General features: G+C 67.1%; 18 protein-coding genes, 1 other RNA gene and 1 riboswitch. Of the genes, 17 read left to right on the top strand and 2 right to left on the bottom strand.

Going from position 1 to position 17,884, the window contains the following annotated elements; genetic code table 11:
* Nucleotides 1–37 precede the first annotated feature (37 nt).
* Nucleotides 38–1,048 carry a hypothetical protein gene (locus ACFVUS_RS20120; RefSeq protein WP_387768115.1) on the bottom strand — a complete coding sequence of 337 codons (1,011 nt, stop codon included), beginning with the start codon at nt 1,046–1,048 and terminating at the stop codon, nt 38–40.
* Nucleotides 1,049–1,149: 101 nt separating this feature from the next.
* Between ACFVUS_RS20120 and ffs the strand changes: the two genes are divergently transcribed.
* Nucleotides 1,150–1,244, top strand: an RNA gene (gene ffs / locus ACFVUS_RS20115) — signal recognition particle sRNA small type.
* A 130-nt stretch (nt 1,245–1,374) separates the two neighbouring features.
* Nucleotides 1,375–2,673, top strand: a complete 1,299-nt coding sequence (locus ACFVUS_RS20110) for an aminotransferase class I/II-fold pyridoxal phosphate-dependent enzyme (RefSeq protein WP_387768112.1) — start codon at nt 1,375–1,377, stop codon at nt 2,671–2,673.
* Between the two features lie 63 nt (nt 2,674–2,736).
* Here ACFVUS_RS20110 and ACFVUS_RS20105 read toward each other — a convergent pair whose 3' ends face one another.
* On the bottom strand, nt 2,737–3,555 hold the full coding sequence (locus ACFVUS_RS20105) for a methyltransferase domain-containing protein (protein ID WP_387768109.1): 819 nt from the start codon (nt 3,553–3,555) through the stop codon (nt 2,737–2,739).
* A 97-nt stretch (nt 3,556–3,652) separates the two neighbouring features.
* On the opposite strand from ACFVUS_RS20105, the gene ACFVUS_RS20100 reads away from it, so the two are divergent.
* The 15 genes from ACFVUS_RS20100 (at nt 3,653) to ACFVUS_RS20030 (ending at nt 17,876) form a co-directional block, all read left to right on the top strand.
* Entirely contained in the window at nt 3,653–4,231 is a 579-nt protein-coding gene (locus ACFVUS_RS20100; protein ID WP_376070584.1) for an HhH-GPD-type base excision DNA repair protein, read from the top strand.
* Between the two features lie 118 nt (nt 4,232–4,349).
* Entirely contained in the window at nt 4,350–5,054 is a 705-nt protein-coding gene (locus ACFVUS_RS20095) for a hypothetical protein (protein ID WP_376070586.1), read from the top strand.
* Nucleotides 5,055–5,187: 133 nt separating this feature from the next.
* The gene (locus ACFVUS_RS20090) at nt 5,188–5,895 is read left to right on the top strand and encodes a hypothetical protein (RefSeq protein WP_376070589.1); all 708 of its coding nucleotides are present in this window, start codon (nt 5,188–5,190) and stop codon (nt 5,893–5,895) included.
* A 163-nt stretch (nt 5,896–6,058) separates the two neighbouring features.
* Nucleotides 6,059–6,760 (top strand): hypothetical protein, encoded by a 702-nt coding sequence (locus ACFVUS_RS20085; protein WP_376070592.1) that lies wholly within the window; start codon nt 6,059–6,061, stop codon nt 6,758–6,760.
* 164 nt (nt 6,761–6,924) lie between these two features.
* The gene (locus ACFVUS_RS20080; protein WP_387768104.1) at nt 6,925–7,476 is read left to right on the top strand and encodes a flavin reductase family protein; all 552 of its coding nucleotides are present in this window, start codon (nt 6,925–6,927) and stop codon (nt 7,474–7,476) included.
* A gap of 100 nt (nt 7,477–7,576) precedes the next feature.
* Nucleotides 7,577–7,668: riboswitch (SAM riboswitch) on the top strand.
* Nucleotides 7,669–7,678: 10 nt separating this feature from the next.
* Nucleotides 7,679–8,560: an amino acid ABC transporter permease gene (locus ACFVUS_RS20075; RefSeq protein WP_387768101.1), complete on the top strand. Its 882-nt coding sequence runs from the start codon at nt 7,679–7,681 to the stop codon at nt 8,558–8,560.
* A complete protein-coding gene (locus ACFVUS_RS20070) occupies nt 8,557–9,321 on the top strand; it encodes an amino acid ABC transporter ATP-binding protein (RefSeq protein ID WP_387768098.1) in 765 nt (254 codons plus the stop codon). The genes ACFVUS_RS20075 and ACFVUS_RS20070 overlap by 4 nt, the downstream gene beginning before the upstream one ends.
* Nucleotides 9,322–9,348: 27 nt before the next feature.
* Entirely contained in the window at nt 9,349–10,329 is a 981-nt protein-coding gene (locus ACFVUS_RS20065; RefSeq protein WP_376070597.1) for a transporter substrate-binding domain-containing protein, read from the top strand.
* A gap of 4 nt (nt 10,330–10,333) precedes the next feature.
* Nucleotides 10,334–11,404 carry an LLM class flavin-dependent oxidoreductase gene (locus ACFVUS_RS20060; RefSeq protein WP_387768094.1) on the top strand — a complete coding sequence of 357 codons (1,071 nt, stop codon included), beginning with the start codon at nt 10,334–10,336 and terminating at the stop codon, nt 11,402–11,404.
* 23 nt (nt 11,405–11,427) lie between these two features.
* On the top strand, nt 11,428–13,068 hold the full coding sequence (locus ACFVUS_RS20055) for an ABC transporter substrate-binding protein (RefSeq protein ID WP_387770035.1): 1,641 nt from the start codon (nt 11,428–11,430) through the stop codon (nt 13,066–13,068).
* Nucleotides 13,069–13,073: 5 nt separating this feature from the next.
* A complete protein-coding gene (locus ACFVUS_RS20050; protein ID WP_387768091.1) occupies nt 13,074–14,033 on the top strand; it encodes an ABC transporter permease in 960 nt (319 codons plus the stop codon).
* Nucleotides 14,026–14,235 (top strand): hypothetical protein, encoded by a 210-nt coding sequence (locus ACFVUS_RS20045; RefSeq protein ID WP_387768088.1) that lies wholly within the window; start codon nt 14,026–14,028, stop codon nt 14,233–14,235. The genes ACFVUS_RS20050 and ACFVUS_RS20045 overlap by 8 nt, the downstream gene beginning before the upstream one ends.
* Nucleotides 14,228–15,133 (top strand): ABC transporter permease, encoded by a 906-nt coding sequence (locus ACFVUS_RS20040; protein WP_387768085.1) that lies wholly within the window; start codon nt 14,228–14,230, stop codon nt 15,131–15,133. The genes ACFVUS_RS20045 and ACFVUS_RS20040 overlap by 8 nt, the downstream gene beginning before the upstream one ends.
* Entirely contained in the window at nt 15,130–16,764 is a 1,635-nt protein-coding gene (locus ACFVUS_RS20035) for a dipeptide ABC transporter ATP-binding protein (protein WP_387768082.1), read from the top strand. Before ACFVUS_RS20040 ends, ACFVUS_RS20035 begins: the two co-directional genes overlap by 4 nt.
* A complete protein-coding gene (locus tag ACFVUS_RS20030; RefSeq protein ID WP_387768079.1) occupies nt 16,764–17,876 on the top strand; it encodes an LLM class flavin-dependent oxidoreductase in 1,113 nt (370 codons plus the stop codon). The genes ACFVUS_RS20035 and ACFVUS_RS20030 overlap by 1 nt, the downstream gene beginning before the upstream one ends.
* The last annotated feature ends 8 nt before the right edge of the window (nt 17,877–17,884 follow it).

The following is a 17,884-nucleotide window of genomic DNA, read 5'->3' as shown; positions in this document are numbered from 1 at the left end:
AATCGCGAGGTTCGGGGGAGGGTTCGGGAGGGGGTGGTCAGTTTTTGCGGAGGCCGGTCAGGGCCTTCTGGACCTGGTCTTTGGCGACCTGTGCCACATCGTCCTTGGTGATGGTTTCGCCGCTGCCGCGGTCGACGCTGATCTTGACCTTGACCGAGACATTGCTGTCCTGCGCGGCCACGGTGTAGTCCAGGACGGTGAAGGAGGAGTAGTCGCGGGTTTCGGCGTGCCAGTAGGCCTGTGAGCCCAGGCCGGTGACATCGCCGGAGGAGCGGCCGCTGCCGGTGGTGCCGGTGTCGTAGGACTTCCAGGAGTCGTAATCCGGTTTCCCGTACGCGCTGAGGAAGGTGACATCGAGGGTGATGTCCGCCTCATTGGTGTGGTACTTGCTGGTGCTGGACTGGCCGGAGTAGCCGGCGGTGCAGTTCAGGCGGCCGCCGCTGTAATCGGTGGGCTTGGTCTCGGAATGCGTCGGGCTGCCCTTGGAGGTGGTGGACCATTTGGTCAGCACCGTCGGGTCGATCAGGCTGCACGCGTTGCCGACCTTGTCCATGGAGTAGTTGCCGTCCATGGCCTTCTTGTCATTGCCGAGCGTGGTGAGCGGCTTGTCCTTCTGGGTGAGGGCGACCGCCGCGATACCGATGCCCGCGAGCACCACCAGCCCGAGCACACCGCCGATGATCCATCCGGTCTTACCGCCGCCACCGGACGGCGGCGGCGCGTACCCGCCGTGCATGGGTTGCGGTGCGGGCTGGGCGTACTGCGGCTGGGCGTACCCGCCGACCGGCTGCGCCTGCTGGTAGCCGGGCGCGGCCTGATACCCCGGCACCGCCTGCTGCGCGGGCGCGGACTGATAGTTCGGTGCGCCCGGAAACTGTTGTGCCGGTGGAACGTACTGATTTCCGGCGGTCCCGTAGTTGAGCATGGTCGGATCCGCCCCGACCACCGGCTGCCCCGCATCGGTCCCGGTAGGCGGGGTGGCCCACCACTGCGCGGTCTCCTGATGATTGGCGGGATCCTGCGGTCCGCCCGGTCCTGAGCTCGTCACTACTGGTTCCCCTCCGGTACTGAGCGGGTCACCCCCGCGCTGTCGAAAGGGATCGTAACGACCCCCGGCGGCGCGGGTCTTCTCGAGCCGCTACACTGGCCGACGGATCCAGCGCGGCGCGCATCCTGTGAACTCCCCCAGGGCCGGAAGGCAGCAAGGGTCAACGGGCTCTGCCGGGTGCGCTGGGTCCCCTTTAATTTTCGGGGTGTGCGAGGGACGTATATAGCTCCCCACCGGCCGGTGCTACCAAGTAACGTGACCAGTTGGGTCCGCGCGTGCGCGCGGACCCGCACACATTGCCCCTAGCCCCTGGAAAGGCTGCACTGATGCCTCGGCAGACGCAGATCGGTTTGATGAGCCATGCGGAACTCGTATCCGAACACGAGACGCAGACCGCGAACTACGCGAAGCTCAAGACCGAAAAGCTGACGCTGGACATTACCCGCGGTAAGCCCGCGCCCGAGCAGCTCGACCTGTCGCTGGATCTGCTCTCGCTGCCGGGCAATGACGACTACCGCGACGGCAATGGCACCGATGTGCGCAATTACGGTGGCCTGCACGGTCTCCCGGAGTTGCGCGCCATCTTCGGCGAACTGCTCGGCATTCCGGTGTCGAATCTGCTGGCGGGGAACAATGCCAGCCTGGAGCTCATGCACGACGTGATCGTGTTCTCGATGCTGCACGGCAACGCCGATTCGGTGCGGCGCTGGGTGGACGAGCCGGTCATCAAGTTCCTGTGTCCCGCACCGGGTTACGACCGGCATTTCGCCATCACCGAATCGCTCGGTGTGCAGATGATCCCGATTCCGATGGATCATGACGGCCCGGACGTGCACGCCATCGCCGAACTGGTGGCCACCGACGCCAGCATCAAGGGTTTGTGGGCGGTGCCGAACTACTCCAACCCGACCGGTGTCACCTTCTCCGAAGCCATTACCCGCGAACTGGTTTCGATGCCGACCGCGGCGCCGGACTTCCGCCTGTTCTGGGACAACGCGTACGCGGTGCACCCGCTCACCGATGCCGCCGATCCGGTGCTGGATGTGCTGGGCCTGGCGGCCGCGGCCGGAAACCCCAACCGCCCCTACGTCTTCGCCTCCACCTCGAAGATCACCTTCGCGGGCTCGGGCGTGAGCTTCTTCGGTTCCTCGACCGCGAACCTGGACTGGTACCTGAAGCACGCCGGTAAGAAGAGCATCGGCCCGGACAAGGTGAACCAGCTGCGCCACCTGCGTTTCTTCGGTGACGCCGAGGGTGTGCGCACGCATATGCAGAAGCATCGCGCCATTCTGGAGCCCAAATTCAAACTGGTGCTGCGCATTCTGGAGGACCGCCTCGGCGCCTCGAAGATCGCGTCCTGGACCGAGCCCAAGGGCGGCTACTTCATCAGCCTGGATGTGCTGGAGGGCACCGCGACCCGGGTGGTGGCGCTGGCCAAGGACGCGGGCATCGCGCTGACCCCGGCCGGTTCGTCCTACCCGTATGGAAAAGACGTGGAGGACAAGAACATTCGCATCGCCCCCAGCTTCCCGTCCCTGGGCGAGCTGGAGAAGGCGATGGACGGCCTGGCCACCTGCGTCCTGCTCGCGGCCACCGAGAAGATCCTGAGCCTCGGCGGCGAATAGACTCCTAACGAGCGAAGGCGCGCACTGGAATCCAGTGCGCGCCTTCGCTTTACGTTTCGAATCCTATGCGGGCTTATGTGCCAGCACGGCGAAGATGGTCACCGACAGGTGGATGTCACCGCTGGCGGCCCCGGCCTCCAGATCGGCGATGAGCTGATCCCGCTGCTGTTCGGTGATGGAACCGCGCGCCACGGACATATCCGCGATCCGCGCCACCAGCGCGCCCGCGCCGATGCCGCCGTCCTGAATCAGTGCGTGCGAACCGATATCGTCGACGACCAGTCCGGCCGCGGTGAGCTGTCCGGCGAGCCGCCGCCCCGCGAACGGATTGGTGGTCCCGGCGATCATGGTTTCGATCACCTCGTGCACGACGGCGCGATCACCGGGGTGCACGACCGCCGTGCCCCAGTCGCTGTCCATCACGACCACGCGCCCGCCGGGCTTGAGCACCCGGGCGATCTCCCCGGCCGCGCGGGCGGGCGCGGTCAGATGCTGGAAGACCCGCTCGCACAACGCGATATCGAAACTCTCGCTGCCGAACGGCAGCCCGTAGGCGTCGCCGGAGACGAATTTGGCGGTGGAGCCGGATTGGCGCACGCGCCGTTCGGCCTCGGCGAGCAGTCGCGGATCGGGTTCGACGCCGATCGCGGATCCGGTCGGGCCGACCCGGTCGGCGAAGGTGAATACTTCGGATCCGGTGCCGGAGCCGATATCGACGGCGCTTTCGCCGGGCTGTACCGCCAATGCGTCCTGCGCCCAGTTCCGCAGTCGGCGCACGCCTGGCAGCGCGGCCTGCAAATCCTGGACATCGACCAGTTGATCCTGGCCGTCGCGATCGAACCGATCCGGTTTCGAGCCGGATCCGAGGCCGTCGTGCGGCACGGTTCCCACTGAAGAATTAGCCATGGTGTCGGGCATGGCGCCGACCCTACTCGTGACCCGCGTCACCGCAACGCGGGACGGGTGGGATGATCGAGCCATGGTGAGCCGCGCTGTGTGTATCGCTCAAGAACCCGCCGCCGACGCCCTGCTCTCGGCGGACGATTTCGCGCTTTTGGTGGGTATGACCCTGGATCAGCAGTTCCCGATGGAGCATGCGTTCCGCGGCCCGCAGAAGATCGCCGATCGGATGGGCGGCTTCGACATCAATAAGATCGCCGCCGCCGATCCCGCCGAATTCGAGGAACTCGCCGCCACCCCGCCCGCCATTCACCGCTACGGCCGCTCCATGGCCCGCCGCGTGCAGGAACTGGCCCATTTCATAGTCGAGAACTATGACGGTGATACCTCCGGCCTGTGGACGGCCGGAGATCCGGACGGCAAGGAAGTCCTGAAGCGGCTCAAGGCCCTCCCGGGCTTCGGCGATCAGAAGGCCCGAATCTTCCTGGCGCTCTTGGGCAAACAGAAGGGCTTCACCGGCAAGGGCTGGCGCGAGGCCGCGGGCGCCTACGGCGAGGACGGCTCCCGGCGTTCGGTGGCCGATGTCGTTGACGCCGAATCCCTATCTCAGGTAAGGGAATTCAAGAAGCAGGCCAAGGCCGCCGCCAAGTCGAAGTAGTCCCCGGTACACCGGCCCGATCGAATCAAGCTGGTTTTTAACCTCTGGTAATCGGTTCGGTTGCTTAATGCTTGCCGCCATCAGTTCGTTTCAGGCAGTGGTGAGGGAAGCAGTACCAATGAAGATGAGGAAATTCGCCGGGGTCGCGGCCCTTTTGATAGGCGCGATCGGCGTGACGACCGGGACCGTGGCAGCGGCTCCGGCGCAGGCCGATGCGGGTGCGATCAACTACAGCGCCACCAATACCAACACGAACACGGTCATCACGACCGATGCCGGATCCTTGGTGGTCGAGGACGGCGTGTTCAAGGTGAAGGCGGCCAACGGCACCACGGTCGCGGGCACCGAATTGAGCTTCCGGGTGGACGATTTCGTCTTCCCGATCGCGGCGGAGATCAAGGATCGGACGGCGACCCTGACGCCGCAGTTCGATCAGGCGCACGCGGTGTACAAGCCGGTCGCCCTGCCGTATGAGAACCAGGCCCCGTGGAAGACCGAGTACGACCGTGAGCAGGCCGCCTGGAGCCGTCTGACCAGCACCATCAGTGCGGGCGCCACCATCGGTACCGCAGTCGGCGGCATCGCCGGCGCGGCCATCGGCTGCGTGCTCGGCGGTGCGGTGAGCGCGACCCTGACCGGTGCGCTGACCGCCATGTTCGGTGCGCTCCCGGCCGCCGTGGTCGGCTGCATCGCGGGTGTTGCCGCGGTCGGCTTCCTGGGCACCTTGGTGGGTCAGCTGTTCATCACCGCGCCGGTCGCGATTCTCGCCGCGGCGCAGTACTTCACAACCATCAACACCCCGTTCGTCGCCCCCGGTAAATAATTCGGGGCGGTTTGCCCGAGGTTGCCGCGACAGTGTTCATGTTCGCGGCATCCTCGGGCAATCTCATGTTCGCGTCAACGGGTTTCGATTCCCTCGTTCCCCCTGCGGATCCCTGATGAGGAAAACCGAAAAAATGCTTTCGAAGAAATTCGCCGCCACCGCGGCGCTGGTGATCGCTGCTCTCGGCGTCGCCACCGGTACTGCGGGAGCTGCCCCCGAGGCCGCCGACGCCGGTGCCATCAACTACACCGCCACCAATACCGATACCAACACGGTCATCCGGACCGATGCCGGTTCCATGGTCGTCGAGGACGGTGTCTTCAAGATCAAGGCTGCCAACGGCACCACCGTGGCCGGCACCGAGCTCAGCTTCCGGGTGGATGACTACGTCTTCCCGATCGCCGCGGAGATCAAGGATCACACCGCGACCCTGACCCCCGAATTCGTCGCGGACAAGGGTGTTTACAAGCCCATCAACCTGCCGTACGAGAACCAGGCTCCCTGGAAGTCGGATTACGACCGTGAGCAGGCCGCCTGGAACCGCATGACCCAGACCATCACCATGGGCGCCACCATCGGCACCCTGGTCGGCGGCATCGGCGGCGCGGCTGTCGGTTGCGTCATCGGCGGCGTCGCGGGGGCGGTGCTGACCGGCGCCCTGACCGCCATGTTCGGTGCGCTCCCGGCGGGCATCGTCGGCTGCATCGCCGGCATGAGCGTTATCGGCTTCCTGGGCACCCTCGCGGGCCAGATCCTGGTGACCGCTCCGGTCGCGATCATCGCCGCGTTCAACTACTTCACCACCATCAACCAGCCGACGCTGCAGGCGCCGGCGAAGTAGTTTCACGGTTTCACAGTTTCACGGCACGGCCCCCGCTCACACAATTCGAGCGGGGGCCGTTGCTTGTCAATACTTCGAATCATCAGGGTTGCAAGACTCCCGCGCGGCCCCGTCTTGCTCGATGCTGGCCGACGCACTGCACGAGAGATGAGGGAAGCAGTACATGAAGATGAGTAAATTCGCTGCTGTCGCCGTTTTGGTGACGGCAGCTCTGGGCGTGTCCGCGGGCACGGTCAATGCCGCTCCTGAATCGGATTCGGCCGCAATCAATTTCACGGCCACCAATTCCCAGACGAATACGGTCATTCACACCGATGCGGGTTCGCTGGTGGTCGAGGATGGTGTGTTCAAGATCAAGGCCGCCAATGGCGCCACGGTCGCGGGTTCCGAACTGAGTTTCCGGGTGGACGATTTCGTCTTCCCGATCGCGGCCGAGATCAAGGATCGCACCGCGACCCTGACCCCGGAGTTCGATGTCGACAAGGCTGTCTACCAGCCGGTCGCGCTGCCCTATGAGAACCAGGCTCCGTGGAAGACCGACTACGACCGTGAGCAGGCCGCCTGGAACCGCCTGAAGGACACCGTCGCGATGGGCGCCACCATCGGCACCCTGGTCGGTGGCATCGGCGGCGCGGCCGTCGGCTGCCTCATCGGCGGCGCCACCCTGGCCACCGTGACCGGTGCGCTGACCGCCATGTTCGGCGCCCTGGGCGGCGCGGTGTTCGGTTGCATCGTCGGCATGAGCGTCATCGGGTTCCTCGGCACCCTGGCGGGCCAGCTGTTCGTGACCGCCCCGGTCGCGATTCTGGCTGCCGCGCAGTACTTCACCACCATCAACCAGCCCTCGGTGCAGCCCGCCAAGTAGTCCGGACGCATCCGTTCCGCCGATGGTCCCGGCCGGAACGGATGGCACCGCGAGGATGGATGGAACCCGCTCGGTCGAACGACCGAGCGGGTTCGTCGTATTTCCTTGCGATCTCCGTGAATCCAATGGTGTCCGGAGTGCGCCCGCGGTGGTGCACTGGGGTGATGGGTGAGCTGACCTCGATTCGCGGCGATGCGGCCGCACTCACGACGGTGGATGGGGCGGATCTGCGAAAGACCTTCGCGCACTTCCCCAGTGGAGTGGTGGCGGTCTGCGCGCGGATCGGCGGGGTACCGCACGGCATGGTGGTGAGCACCTTCGTGCCGGTGTCGCTGGACCCGCCGCTGGTATCGCTGTGCGTGCAGTACTCCTCGGAGACCTGGCCGCGGCTGGAGAAGGCGTCACTGCTGGGGCTGAGCCTGCTCGGGACCGAACAGCAGGCCGCGGCGCGCAGTCTGAGTTCGCGCAACGGTGACCGCTTCCGGGATGTGGAACTGCGCAGCGGGCACGGCAATGCCGCGTTCATCGCGGGCGCCAGCGCCTGGCTGGAAGCCTCTGTGCACGAACAGGTTCCGGCGGGCGATCACGCGGTGGTGCTGTTGCGGGTGCATCGGCTGACCGCGCATCCCGATACCGAGCCGCTGGTATTCCATCGCAGCGGATTCCGTTCGCTGCACGACGGCGCGCCGCCGGGACTGACCGAGGCCGCCAGCTGAGGCCGTTGGCTGCGGCCCTCCGCTGAAATCATTGCCGCGCCATTGAATTCACGTTGATCCGGACCGGCGACAGTCGCCGGACCGGCTCGTAACGTCATCCTCACCATCCAGAGCGACCGAGAGACCTGGCTCGTAGAAGTCGCAGCAACCCCCCGATTCGGGTGCGGGTGCTACCGCCGGGACCGATGGAGGACAGATCCACATGAGTACCCTTGCCGCGCCGCCCGATTCCCGGGAGGAGGACGCACATCATGACGACGGCGCGCTGACCGTCGCACCCACCCGGCATCCGTGGCGCTGGGTGGCAGGCGGTATCGCGCTGCTGGTGGTCGCGCAGTTCGCGCACGGCCTGGCCGTGAATCCGGGCTGGGACTGGTCCACGTTCGCGCAGTACATCACGGCCGCCTCGGTGCTCTCGGCACTGAAGGTGACCATCGAGCTGACGTTCTGGGGCACCCTGCTCGGCTTCTTCCTCGGCGTCTGGCTTGCGATCGGCCGCCTGTCGAAAAACCCGGTGCTACAGGCTCTTTCGTGGGCCTACATCTGGTTGTTCCGGTCCATTCCGCTGATCGTGCAATTGCTGTTCTGGTTCAATATCGCGTACCTGTACAAGACGCTGTCGCTGGGCGTGCCTTTCGGACCGGCGTTCTACACCTTCGACGTGAACGGTGTGATCAGCGGATTCACCGCCGCAGTCATCGGTTTGGCGCTGCATCAGGCCGCGTATTCGGCGGAAATCATTCGCGCCGGGATCATTTCGGTGGATCAGGGGCAGTGGGAGGCGGCCAAATCGCTCGGGTTGCCCTGGCACAGGCAGTTCTTCGGGGTGATCGCGCCGCAGGCCATGCGCGGCATTCTGCCCAATGCCGCCAATGAGGTGATCAGCCTGTTCAAGGGCACCTCGATCGTCTCGACGATGGCGATCGCGGAGTTGTTCTACCAGGTGCAGGTGATCTTCGGCCGCAATGGCCGGGTGGTGCCGCTGCTCATGGTGGCGACGGTCTGGTACATCGTGCTCACCTCGATCCTGAATGTCGCGCAGTACTACATCGAACGCCACTTCGCGAAGGGCAGTGCGCGATGAGCGAGTACGCGGTCGAATTGCGCGGCATTCGAAAGTCTTTCGGCGACCTCGAGGTGCTCGGCGGGGTGGATCTGGCGGTGCGCACCGGCGAGGTCACCGTGATCCTCGGTGCGTCCGGTTCCGGCAAGTCGACCCTGTTGCGCACCATCAACCACCTGGAGAAGGTGGATGCCGGCACCGTCCGGGTGGGCGGTGAACTGGTCGGCTACCGCCGCCGGGGCAATCGACTGCACGAGCTGCCCGAGCGCGAGATCCTGCGTCAGCGTTCGCGCATCGGATTCGTCTTCCAGAACTTCAATCTCTTCCCGCACAAGACGGTTCGGGACAATGTGGCCTTCGCGCTGATCGGCGCGCTCGGCCGGCCCAAGGCCGAGGCGCGTGCCGAGGCCGCGCGGTGGCTGGAGCGAGTCGGCTTGGCGGACAAGGCCGATGAGTATCCGCGCCGACTGTCCGGTGGTCAGCAGCAGCGGGTGGCGATCGCCCGCGCGCTGGCCCTGCGCCCGCAGGTGCTGTTGTTCGACGAGCCCACCTCCGCGCTGGATCCGCAGCTGGTCGGCGAGGTGCTCGATGTCATCCGGGATCTGGCGCGGTCGGGTTCCACGCTGGTGATCGTCACGCACGAACTGGGTTTCGCCCGCGAGGTGGCCGACACCGTCGTGCTGCTGGACGCCGGGCGAATAGTCGAACAGGGCCCGCCCGCCCAGGTTTTCGACGAGCCCGCGCATGAGCGCACCAAAGCTTTTCTCTCGCACGCGCTCTGACGCGTCGTCCCCAAGTGAAGGAATGTCATGTCTTTGTCGAGTCGTCGCAGACGGATAAGCACCGCGCTCGCGGTCGCGATCCTGGGCCTGTTCGTCGGCGCGTGCGGTAACGGCGACGGTGGCGCGGACAGCACGCGCACGGTGAACGGCCTGACCTACGATCTGACCCCGCAGCAGTCCGGCCGCGTGCACGCGGACAAGGTGGATTCCATTGCGGCACAGGTGCCCAAGGCGATCCGGGACCGCGGCACGCTGATCGTGACCGGTTCGGCGGCGTCCGCGCCGCCGCTGCGCTTCCTGGCCAATGACGATCGCACCACGGTCGGCTCCGAGGTGGATTTCGCGAACCTCTTCGCCGACATCCTTGGCTTGAAAGTCGATCTGCGCACCGCGGATTGGGCGCAGAACTCGGTCAAGGTGGATTCCGGTGAGGTGGACGCCTTCATCTCCAATGTGACCGTCACCGAGGAGCGCAAGGAGAAGTTCGACTTCGCCACCTATCGTCTGGACAATCTCGCGCTCGAGGTGCCCAAGGACGCGACCTGGACCTTCACCGATCGAAAGTCGGTGGCGGGCAAGCGGATCGGTGTCGGCTCGGGCACCAATCAGGAGCAGATCCTGGTGCAGTGGAACGAGGCGAATATCGCCGAGGGCCTGCCCAAGATCGATATCGCCTACTTCCAGCAGATCACCGACTACTACCTGGGCCTGTCCTCGGGCCGCCTGGACGGCTACCTGGGTCCGAACCCGTCGGCGCAGTACCACGCCGTCACCGCGGGCCAGACCAAGGTGATCGGCACCCTCTCCGGTGCGGGCGATGCCCTGCAGGCCGAGATCGGCGTGCTCGTGAAGAAGGACAACGGTCTGATCGGGCCGATCCACGAGGCCATCCAGTACGCCATCGATCACGGCCTCTACCAGAAGGTCATCGACCGCTGGGGCCTGAAGAACGAGACCGTGACGGCCTCCCGGATCAACCCGCCCGGCCTGCCGAAGAAGAAGGGCTGAGTACGTGAAATTCCTGCTCCTTACCCTGATCACGCATACCCCGGACCCGGTCACCGGCATCCAGGAGACGCCCCGGCAGCGGTTGCGCCGGGTGGTGGACAGCGCGCGCCTGGCCGAGGACCTCGGCTACGACGGCTTCGCGGTGGGGGAGCGGCACGAGGATCCCTTCATCTCGGCCGCACCGCCGGTGGTGCTCAGCCATATCGCCGCCGTCACGAATCGGATCGCGCTGTTCACCGGCGTCACCACGCTCAGCCTGCTGGATCCGGTGCGTGCCTTCGAGGATTACTCGACGCTGGACAATCTCTCGGACGGCCGCCTCGAACTGATCATCGGCAAGGGCAACGGCGCGGCGCAGGCGCAACTGTTCCACGTCACCACCGAGGATCAGTGGGAGCGCAATCGCGAAGGCTACGACCTGTTCCGGCAGCTGTGGGCCAGCGACAGCGTCACCTGGAGCGGCAAATTCCGGCCGCCGCTAACCGAGGCGAAGGCCCTGCCCCGTCCGCTGCAACCGCGCCTGCGCATCTGGCACGGCAGCGCCACCAGCGAGGAATCCGCGGATTACGCCGCGCTGCACGGTGATCCGCTGTTCTCGGCGAATGTCACCTATCCGGTCGAACCGTATGCGGCGCTGGTCCGGCACTACCGTGAGCGCTGGGCGGCGTACGGGCATGATCCGGCGGAAGCGCTGGTGGGCGCGGGCACGGCGGGCTTCCTGGTCACCCGGGATTCGCAGGAGGCCCTGGACCTCTACCGCCCGATCTTCGAGGCCCGCAAGGCCGCCGCCGCGAAGTTCAACGTGCCCATCGTGTTCGACACCGTCGAGGATTTCGCCGCGCGTTCCTCCGCCCTGCTCGGTTCGCCCGCGCAGGTGCTGGACAAACTGCACCGCTACCACGAGCAACTCGGTCACGAGGTGCTGCACCTGAGCGCCGACGCGGATGGCCGCACCGAGAAGCAGCACCGCGAAAGCCTCGAACTGTTCCAGGCGGAGGTGGCGCCCGAACTGCGCCACCACATTCCGAGCCGTCCGCTCGGCGCCGATCGCTACCCCTCCGGAGATCCACAGTGAATTCATCCCCAGCCGTGCACAGCGTGCCCACCGCGGCGTCGCCGAATCGATCGGCCGCGGCCCGCCTGCGGCGACCGGTCGCGCTCGCCGGTGTCCTGGCCGCCGCGCTATCGCTCGCGGCGTGCGGCAGCGGTGACGACGGTGCGGCCGCGTCCGGTCCGGCACAGCCGGGCGGCACCCTGCGCTACGGTCTCTCGACGGCCCCGACCTGCTCGGATCCCGCGCAGTCCGGGACCAATCAGACGCTGTACGTGACCCGCCAGATCGTGGATTCGCTTACCGATCAGGATCCGGCCACCGGTCAGATCCGGCCGTGGCTGGCGGACAGCTGGTTCGTGAGCCAGGACGCGCGCTCGTTCACCTTCCATCTGAAGGAGGGCGTCACCTTCAGCGACGGCACCCCGCTCACCGCGGATACCGTGCGCAAGAACTTCGATTCGATCGTCGCGCTGGGTGGCGTGAAGGCCCCGCAGGCCGCCAGCTTCCTGGCCGGATACACCGGCAGCACCGCCGTCGATCCGCGCACCGTGCGAGTGGACTTCAACGCGCCGAACGCGCAGTTCCTGCAGGCGTCCTCGACCACCCAGCTCGGTATCCAGGCCGAGGCCACCCTCGCCAAGTCGGCCGATGACCGCTGCCTCGGCGGCAATATCGGCAGCGGACCGTTCACCTACGCGGACTGGAAGCAGAACGCCTCCGCCACGCTGGCCAAGCGCATCGGATATCACTGGGGCTCTTCGCTTTTCGCCAGCCAGGGCGAGGCGCTGCTGGACAAGATCGTCTTCACCGTCGTGCCCGAATCCGGCGTGCGCACCGGCAGTCTCGCCTCCGGGCAACTCGACGCGGTCAGTGACGCGCTGCCGCAGGACGCCCCGCAGATCGAGGGCGCGGGCGGCAAGGTGCAGTACACCGCCAATCCCGGCGTGCCATTCGGCTTGCAGCCCAATGTGACTCGTGGAGCGCTGCGTGATCCGGCGGTGCGCAACGCGCTGCTGACCGCCATCAACCGCAAGGAACTGGTGGACACCGTGCTGGGTCCGCAGTTCAAGTACGCGACCAGCGTGTTGGCCTCGGCGACACCCGGCTACCTGGATCTCTCCTCCCGGGTGAAGTTCGATCAGGCCGCGGCCAAGAAGATCCTCGACGACGCGGGCTGGGTGCCCGGGGCCGACGGTATTCGGGTCAAGGACGGTCAGCGACTGTCCTTCGGTGTGCTGTTCTCGGCCGTATTCGCCGGTAACCAGGCGATTCTCGAGCTGACCCAGCAGCAGGTGCGCGCGGTCGGCATCGATCTGCGGCTGGAGCCGGTATCGGTCGCCGAGAGCACCACCCGGCAGAACAACAAGGACTATGACGTCACCTACTACAACGTCAGCCGGGCCGACGGCGATATCCTGCGCCAGTTCGCGGTGAACGGCCGAAACCTCAACGCCCGCAGCGAAACCGACAAGCTCGACACTCTGCTGGATCAGCAGCTCGCGGCCACCGACAATGCCGTGCGCACCCGCCTGCTGGGCGAGGCGCAGAACGCGGTGCTCGATGACGGCCTGTGGATTCCCACCATCGAACTGTCGCAGGCCATCGGCGTCGGCAAGAACGTCGCGGACATCAAGTTCGACGCGTCGGCGCGGCTGCAGTTCCACGACGCCGGACTGCGGCGGTAATCGCCATGCGCCGGTACGTGATCGGACGGATATTGCAGGCGGTGCTCGTGCTGTGGGCGGCCTTCTCGCTGTCCTTCGTCGTGCTCTACCTGCTCCCGTCGGACCCGGTCGAAATGGCCGCGAACGCGGCCGAGGGTCTGCCCACCGATGCCGCCGCCATCGCCGAGATGCGCGCCAGATACGGCCTGGATCAACCGATCTGGGTGCAGTACTGGCATGCGATCACGCACGCGGTGCACGGGGATCTGGGGTATTCGATCAGTACCGGCCAATCGGTGACCGGCGCGCTCGCCGACGCACTGCCGTCGACGCTGGCGTTGGCCGCGCTCGCCATGGTGTTCGCGGTGCTGGGTGGTACGGGACTGGCCGTCGCGGCCGCGTACACCGAGCGGCCGCGATTGCGGAGCCTGCTCACCGCGCTACCGCCGCTGGGTGCGTCCATGCCGCAGTTCTGGGTGGGATTGATTCTGCTGCAACTGTTCTCGTTCCGGTTCAAACTGGTGCCCGCGTTCGGCGGCACCGGTTTCACCGCGACCATCCTGCCCGCGATCACGCTGGCGCTGCCGGTGGGCGCGGTCATCGCGCAGGTGCTGTATTCGAGTCTGGTCACCACCTGGCGGCAGCCGTTCGTGGAGGTCGCCTTCGCCAAGGGCGCCTCGCGCTGGTGGGTGCAGCTGCGGCATGTGCTGCGCCCGGCCATCGCGCCCGCGCTCACCGTGGCGGGTCTGTGGGTAGGCACCGTGCTGGCCGGATCGGTGGTCACCGAGACGGTGTTCTCCCGTCCCGGCATCGGCCGCCTCACCCAGCAATCGGTGCTGTACCAGGACATTCCGGTGGTGCAGGGCATCGTCGTATTCGCCTCGCTGGTGTTCGTGACGGTCAACCTGCTCATCGATCTCGCCTATCCGCTGCTCGATCCCCGGGTGGCGCAGCGCAGTTCGCGTAAGGAGTCCGCCCATGCCTGAGATCTTCTACCTGCTGGCGGTGCTGACCGTCGCCCTCGGCGGCCTGTCCCTGCTCACCAGGACGCGGCCGGACACCGAAACGCGCGGCGCGGCAACCGAACCCGCGCGCCCGCCGCGACTCCGGGTGATCACCCTGACCCACGCGATGCTCGATCCGGGCATGGCCTACTGGTTCACCGGCGAAGAGGCCAACGATGTCTGAGGCCCTGGCGTTGAGTACGCCCACCGCGCCGCCCGAGACCGGCGGACGGGTCGGAATCACCACGGTGCGAGGTATTTCCGCGCGCACGGCGGTCACCTGGCTGCGCCGGAACTACGGCCTGGTGGTGTCCGGTGTGATCGTGCTGCTGGTGCTCGGCTGGGCGGCCGTTCCCGGGGTCTTCGCCGGTGGTGATCCGCTGCACGGGATTCCGGCGCAGAAGTTGCGCGGTCCGAGTGCCGAACACTGGTTCGGTACCGACAATCTCGGCCGCGATCTCTACACCCGCATGGTGCACGGCGCCGGACTCTCGCTCAGCGCCACCGTTTTCGCGGTGGTCCTGGGTCTGGTCATCGGCTCCCTCGTCGGTCTGGTGGCGGGTACCGCGGGCGGTGCGATCGACAGCGTGATCATGCGCGTCACCGATGTGCTGCTGTCGATTCCGGATCTGCTGGTCTCGCTGGCGCTGATCACCGTGCTCGGCCTGGGTACCCGCAATGTGGCGCTCGCCGTGGGCATTTCGCTCATCGCGCGGTTCGCCCGGGTGATGCGCGGTGAGGTGCTGCGGGTGCGGCGCGCACCGTATGTGGAGGCCGCCTTCGCCGCCGGGGTGCGCTGGCCGGTGGTGCTGTTCCGGCATGTGCTGCGCAATGCCTACGCACCGGTCGCCGCACTGGCGGTGATCGACTTCGGCATGGCCGTGCTGTTCGTGGCCTCGCTCAGCTTCCTCGGCTACGGCGCGGTGCCGCCCACCCCGGAATGGGGCTCGCTGGTCTCGGAGGGCCGGAACTTCCTGGCCACCGCCTGGTGGCTGACCACCCTGCCCGGCCTGGTGATCATCGCCCTGGTGCTCGCCACCCAGCGCATTGCCCGCGCCCTGCACAAGGACAACGCCCGATGAGCGACGCACTGCTGAGCATCAGCGATCTGAAGGTGGAGTACCGGGGGAGCACCGGGACCACCGTCGCGGTGGACGGCGTCTCGCTCGAGGTGTGGGCCGGGGAGACGGTCGCGCTGGTCGGCGAATCAGGTTCCGGCAAGTCCACTCTCGCGCACGCGGTGATCGGGCTGCTGAACGGCGGTGTGATCACCGGCGGGTCCGTCGATTTCGCCGGACAGCGTTTGGATCAGGCGAATCAACTTGCGCTGCAAGCGATTCGGGGCGCGCGCATCGGCCTGGTGCCGCAGGATCCGGGCACCGCGCTGAACCCGGTGCTGCGCATCGGCGATCAGGTGGCCGAGGTGCTGCGCATCCACGGCCGCGCGGACCGGCGCACCGCGCATATCGAGGCGGTGCGGATTCTCACCGAGGCCGGGCTGGACCGGCCCGAGACGCGGGCGCGACAGTATCCGCAGGATCTCTCCGGTGGGCAGCGCCAGCGCGTGCTGATCGGCATCGCGCTGGCCTGCGCACCCGAACTGGTCATCGCCGATGAGCCGACCAGCGCGCTCGATGTGACGGTGCAGCGCCGGATCCTGGACCATTTGGCGAATCGCACCGCCGAATCCGGCAGTTCGGTACTGCTCATCACCCATGACCTCGCGGTCGCCGCCGAACGCTCCGATCGCATCGTGGTCATGCAGCATGGCCGGATCGTCGAAACCGGCAGCACCGCGGCCGTTCTCGGCGATCCACAGCATGAGTACACCCGGCGGCTGATCGCCGCCGCGCCCAGCCTCGATACCGAGATCCCGCCGCGCCCCGAACTCGCGGACCGCACACCGCTGCTGGCGGTGAACGGGCTGCGCAAGGTGTTCTCGATCGGGCACGGCGTCTCACTCACCGCGGTCTCGGACGTGTCGTTCGAGGTCGCGCGCGGTGAAACCCTGGCGGTGGTGGGCGAATCCGGCTCCGGGAAGTCCACCACCGCGCGCATCGCCGCACGGCTGGAACAGCCGGACGCGGGCACGGTCACCTTCGGCGGTCACGATGTCGGCGGGCTGCGCGGGGCGAGATTGCGCGAGTTCCGCCGCCGCGTCCAGGTGGTCTACCAGAATCCCTACGTCTCGCTGAACCCGAAGCTCAGCATCGCCCGGATCATCTCGGAACCGTTGCAGGCCTTCGGCATCGGTGATCGCAAGTCCCGGCGCGAGACCGTCGCCGAACTCCTGGACCAGGTGGCGCTGCCCGCCGCCTACCTCGATCGCCGCCCCGCGGAGCTTTCCGGCGGGCAGCGCCAGCGCGTGGCGATCGCCCGGGCGCTGGCGTTGCGCCCGGACCTGCTGGTGCTGGACGAACCCGTTTCGGCCCTGGACGTCTCGGTACAGGCACAGATCCTCGATCTGCTCGAACAGCTCCAGCGCGAACTGAACCTCGCCTACCTGTTCATCTCACACGACCTCGCCGTCGTGCGCCGCCTCGCCGATCGCGTCGCGGTCATGCGCCAGGGCATCATCGTCGAAACCGGCGCGACCGCAGCGCTATTCGACGATCCGCAACACGAATACACCCGGGAGCTGCTGGCGGCGGTGCCGCGCGCCGGAACACCCGCCGCTCCCGCCCTGCTCACCCCTCTCGAAAGGACAGCGTGATGCCGCGACCCGCACCGCTACTGCTGGGCCTGGAACTGTCCGGCACCGGCGCGCACCCCGCCTCCTGGCGGCGCGCGGATTCGCGCGCCGAGGAACTGTTCACCGGCGGTTACTGGGTGGACGCGCTGCGCGCCGCCGAGCACGCGGGCTTCGATCTGGCCTTGCTGCCGGACTCGTTCGCGCTCCAGGCGGCGGGTGCGACCGGACGCCTGGACGCGGTCGCCATCGCCGCCCGCGCCGCCGCCGCGACGCACCGGATCGGCCTGATCCCGCAGGCCCCGGTCACCCACACCGAACCCTTCCATCTCTCCAAAGCCATTGCGAGCCTGGACTTCGCGACCTACGGCCGCGCGGGCTGGGAGGTCACCGTATCGGGTGACGGCGAGGCGAAACTGTTCGGCCGCAAACCCGAACAGGATGCGCACTCGCGCTGGTTCGAAGCCGATGAGGCAATCGAAGTGGTTGCGCGCCTGTGGGATTCGTGGCAGGACGATGCCGAGATCCGGGATATCGCGACCGGCCGCTTCATCGACCGCGACCGGCTGCACTACATCGATTTCGTCGGCGACAACTTCTCGGTGAAGGGTCCCTCCATCACCCCGCGCCCGCCGCAGGGCCAGCCGCCGGTCACCGTGCGCGCGGCCGATTCGCACAGCGCCCGGGTCGCGGTGCACCGCGCCGATCTGATCCGGATCACCGCCCGGGATCTGGACGCGGCCGCCGCGCTGCGCACCGAACTCCGCACGGCCGTGGCCGCCGCCGGTCGCGACCCGAATCAGGTGCGGATCCTGCTGGATATCGATATCCACCTCGCCGTCACCGCCGATGACGCGGCGGTGGAGGTGGCGCGGCTGGAGGACTGGGTCGCCACCCCCGCCCCCGGCACGCTCTTCCACATCGGCTCCGCGGCCGAGCTGAAGGACCTGCTGGACCGGATCGAGACCGACTGCCATGCCGACGGCGTAGTGCTGCGCCCGCTGGCGCTGCCCGCCGCGCTGCCGTACCTCGCCGAATTGACCGCGGGCGGCCCGGCCGACTCCGGTGCGCACACGCCCACCCTGCGGGACCGCCTCGGGCTGCCGCGCCCGGTCAATCGCTATGTGAACGCCTGAGGAGAGCC

The sequence above is a fragment of the Nocardia sp. NPDC058058 genome, from assembly GCF_042885355.1.
Classification (GTDB): domain Bacteria; phylum Actinomycetota; class Actinomycetes; order Mycobacteriales; family Mycobacteriaceae; genus Nocardia.
The sequence above is the reverse complement of the archived record's forward strand: the minus strand, read 5'-3'. Positions and strand labels throughout refer to the sequence as shown.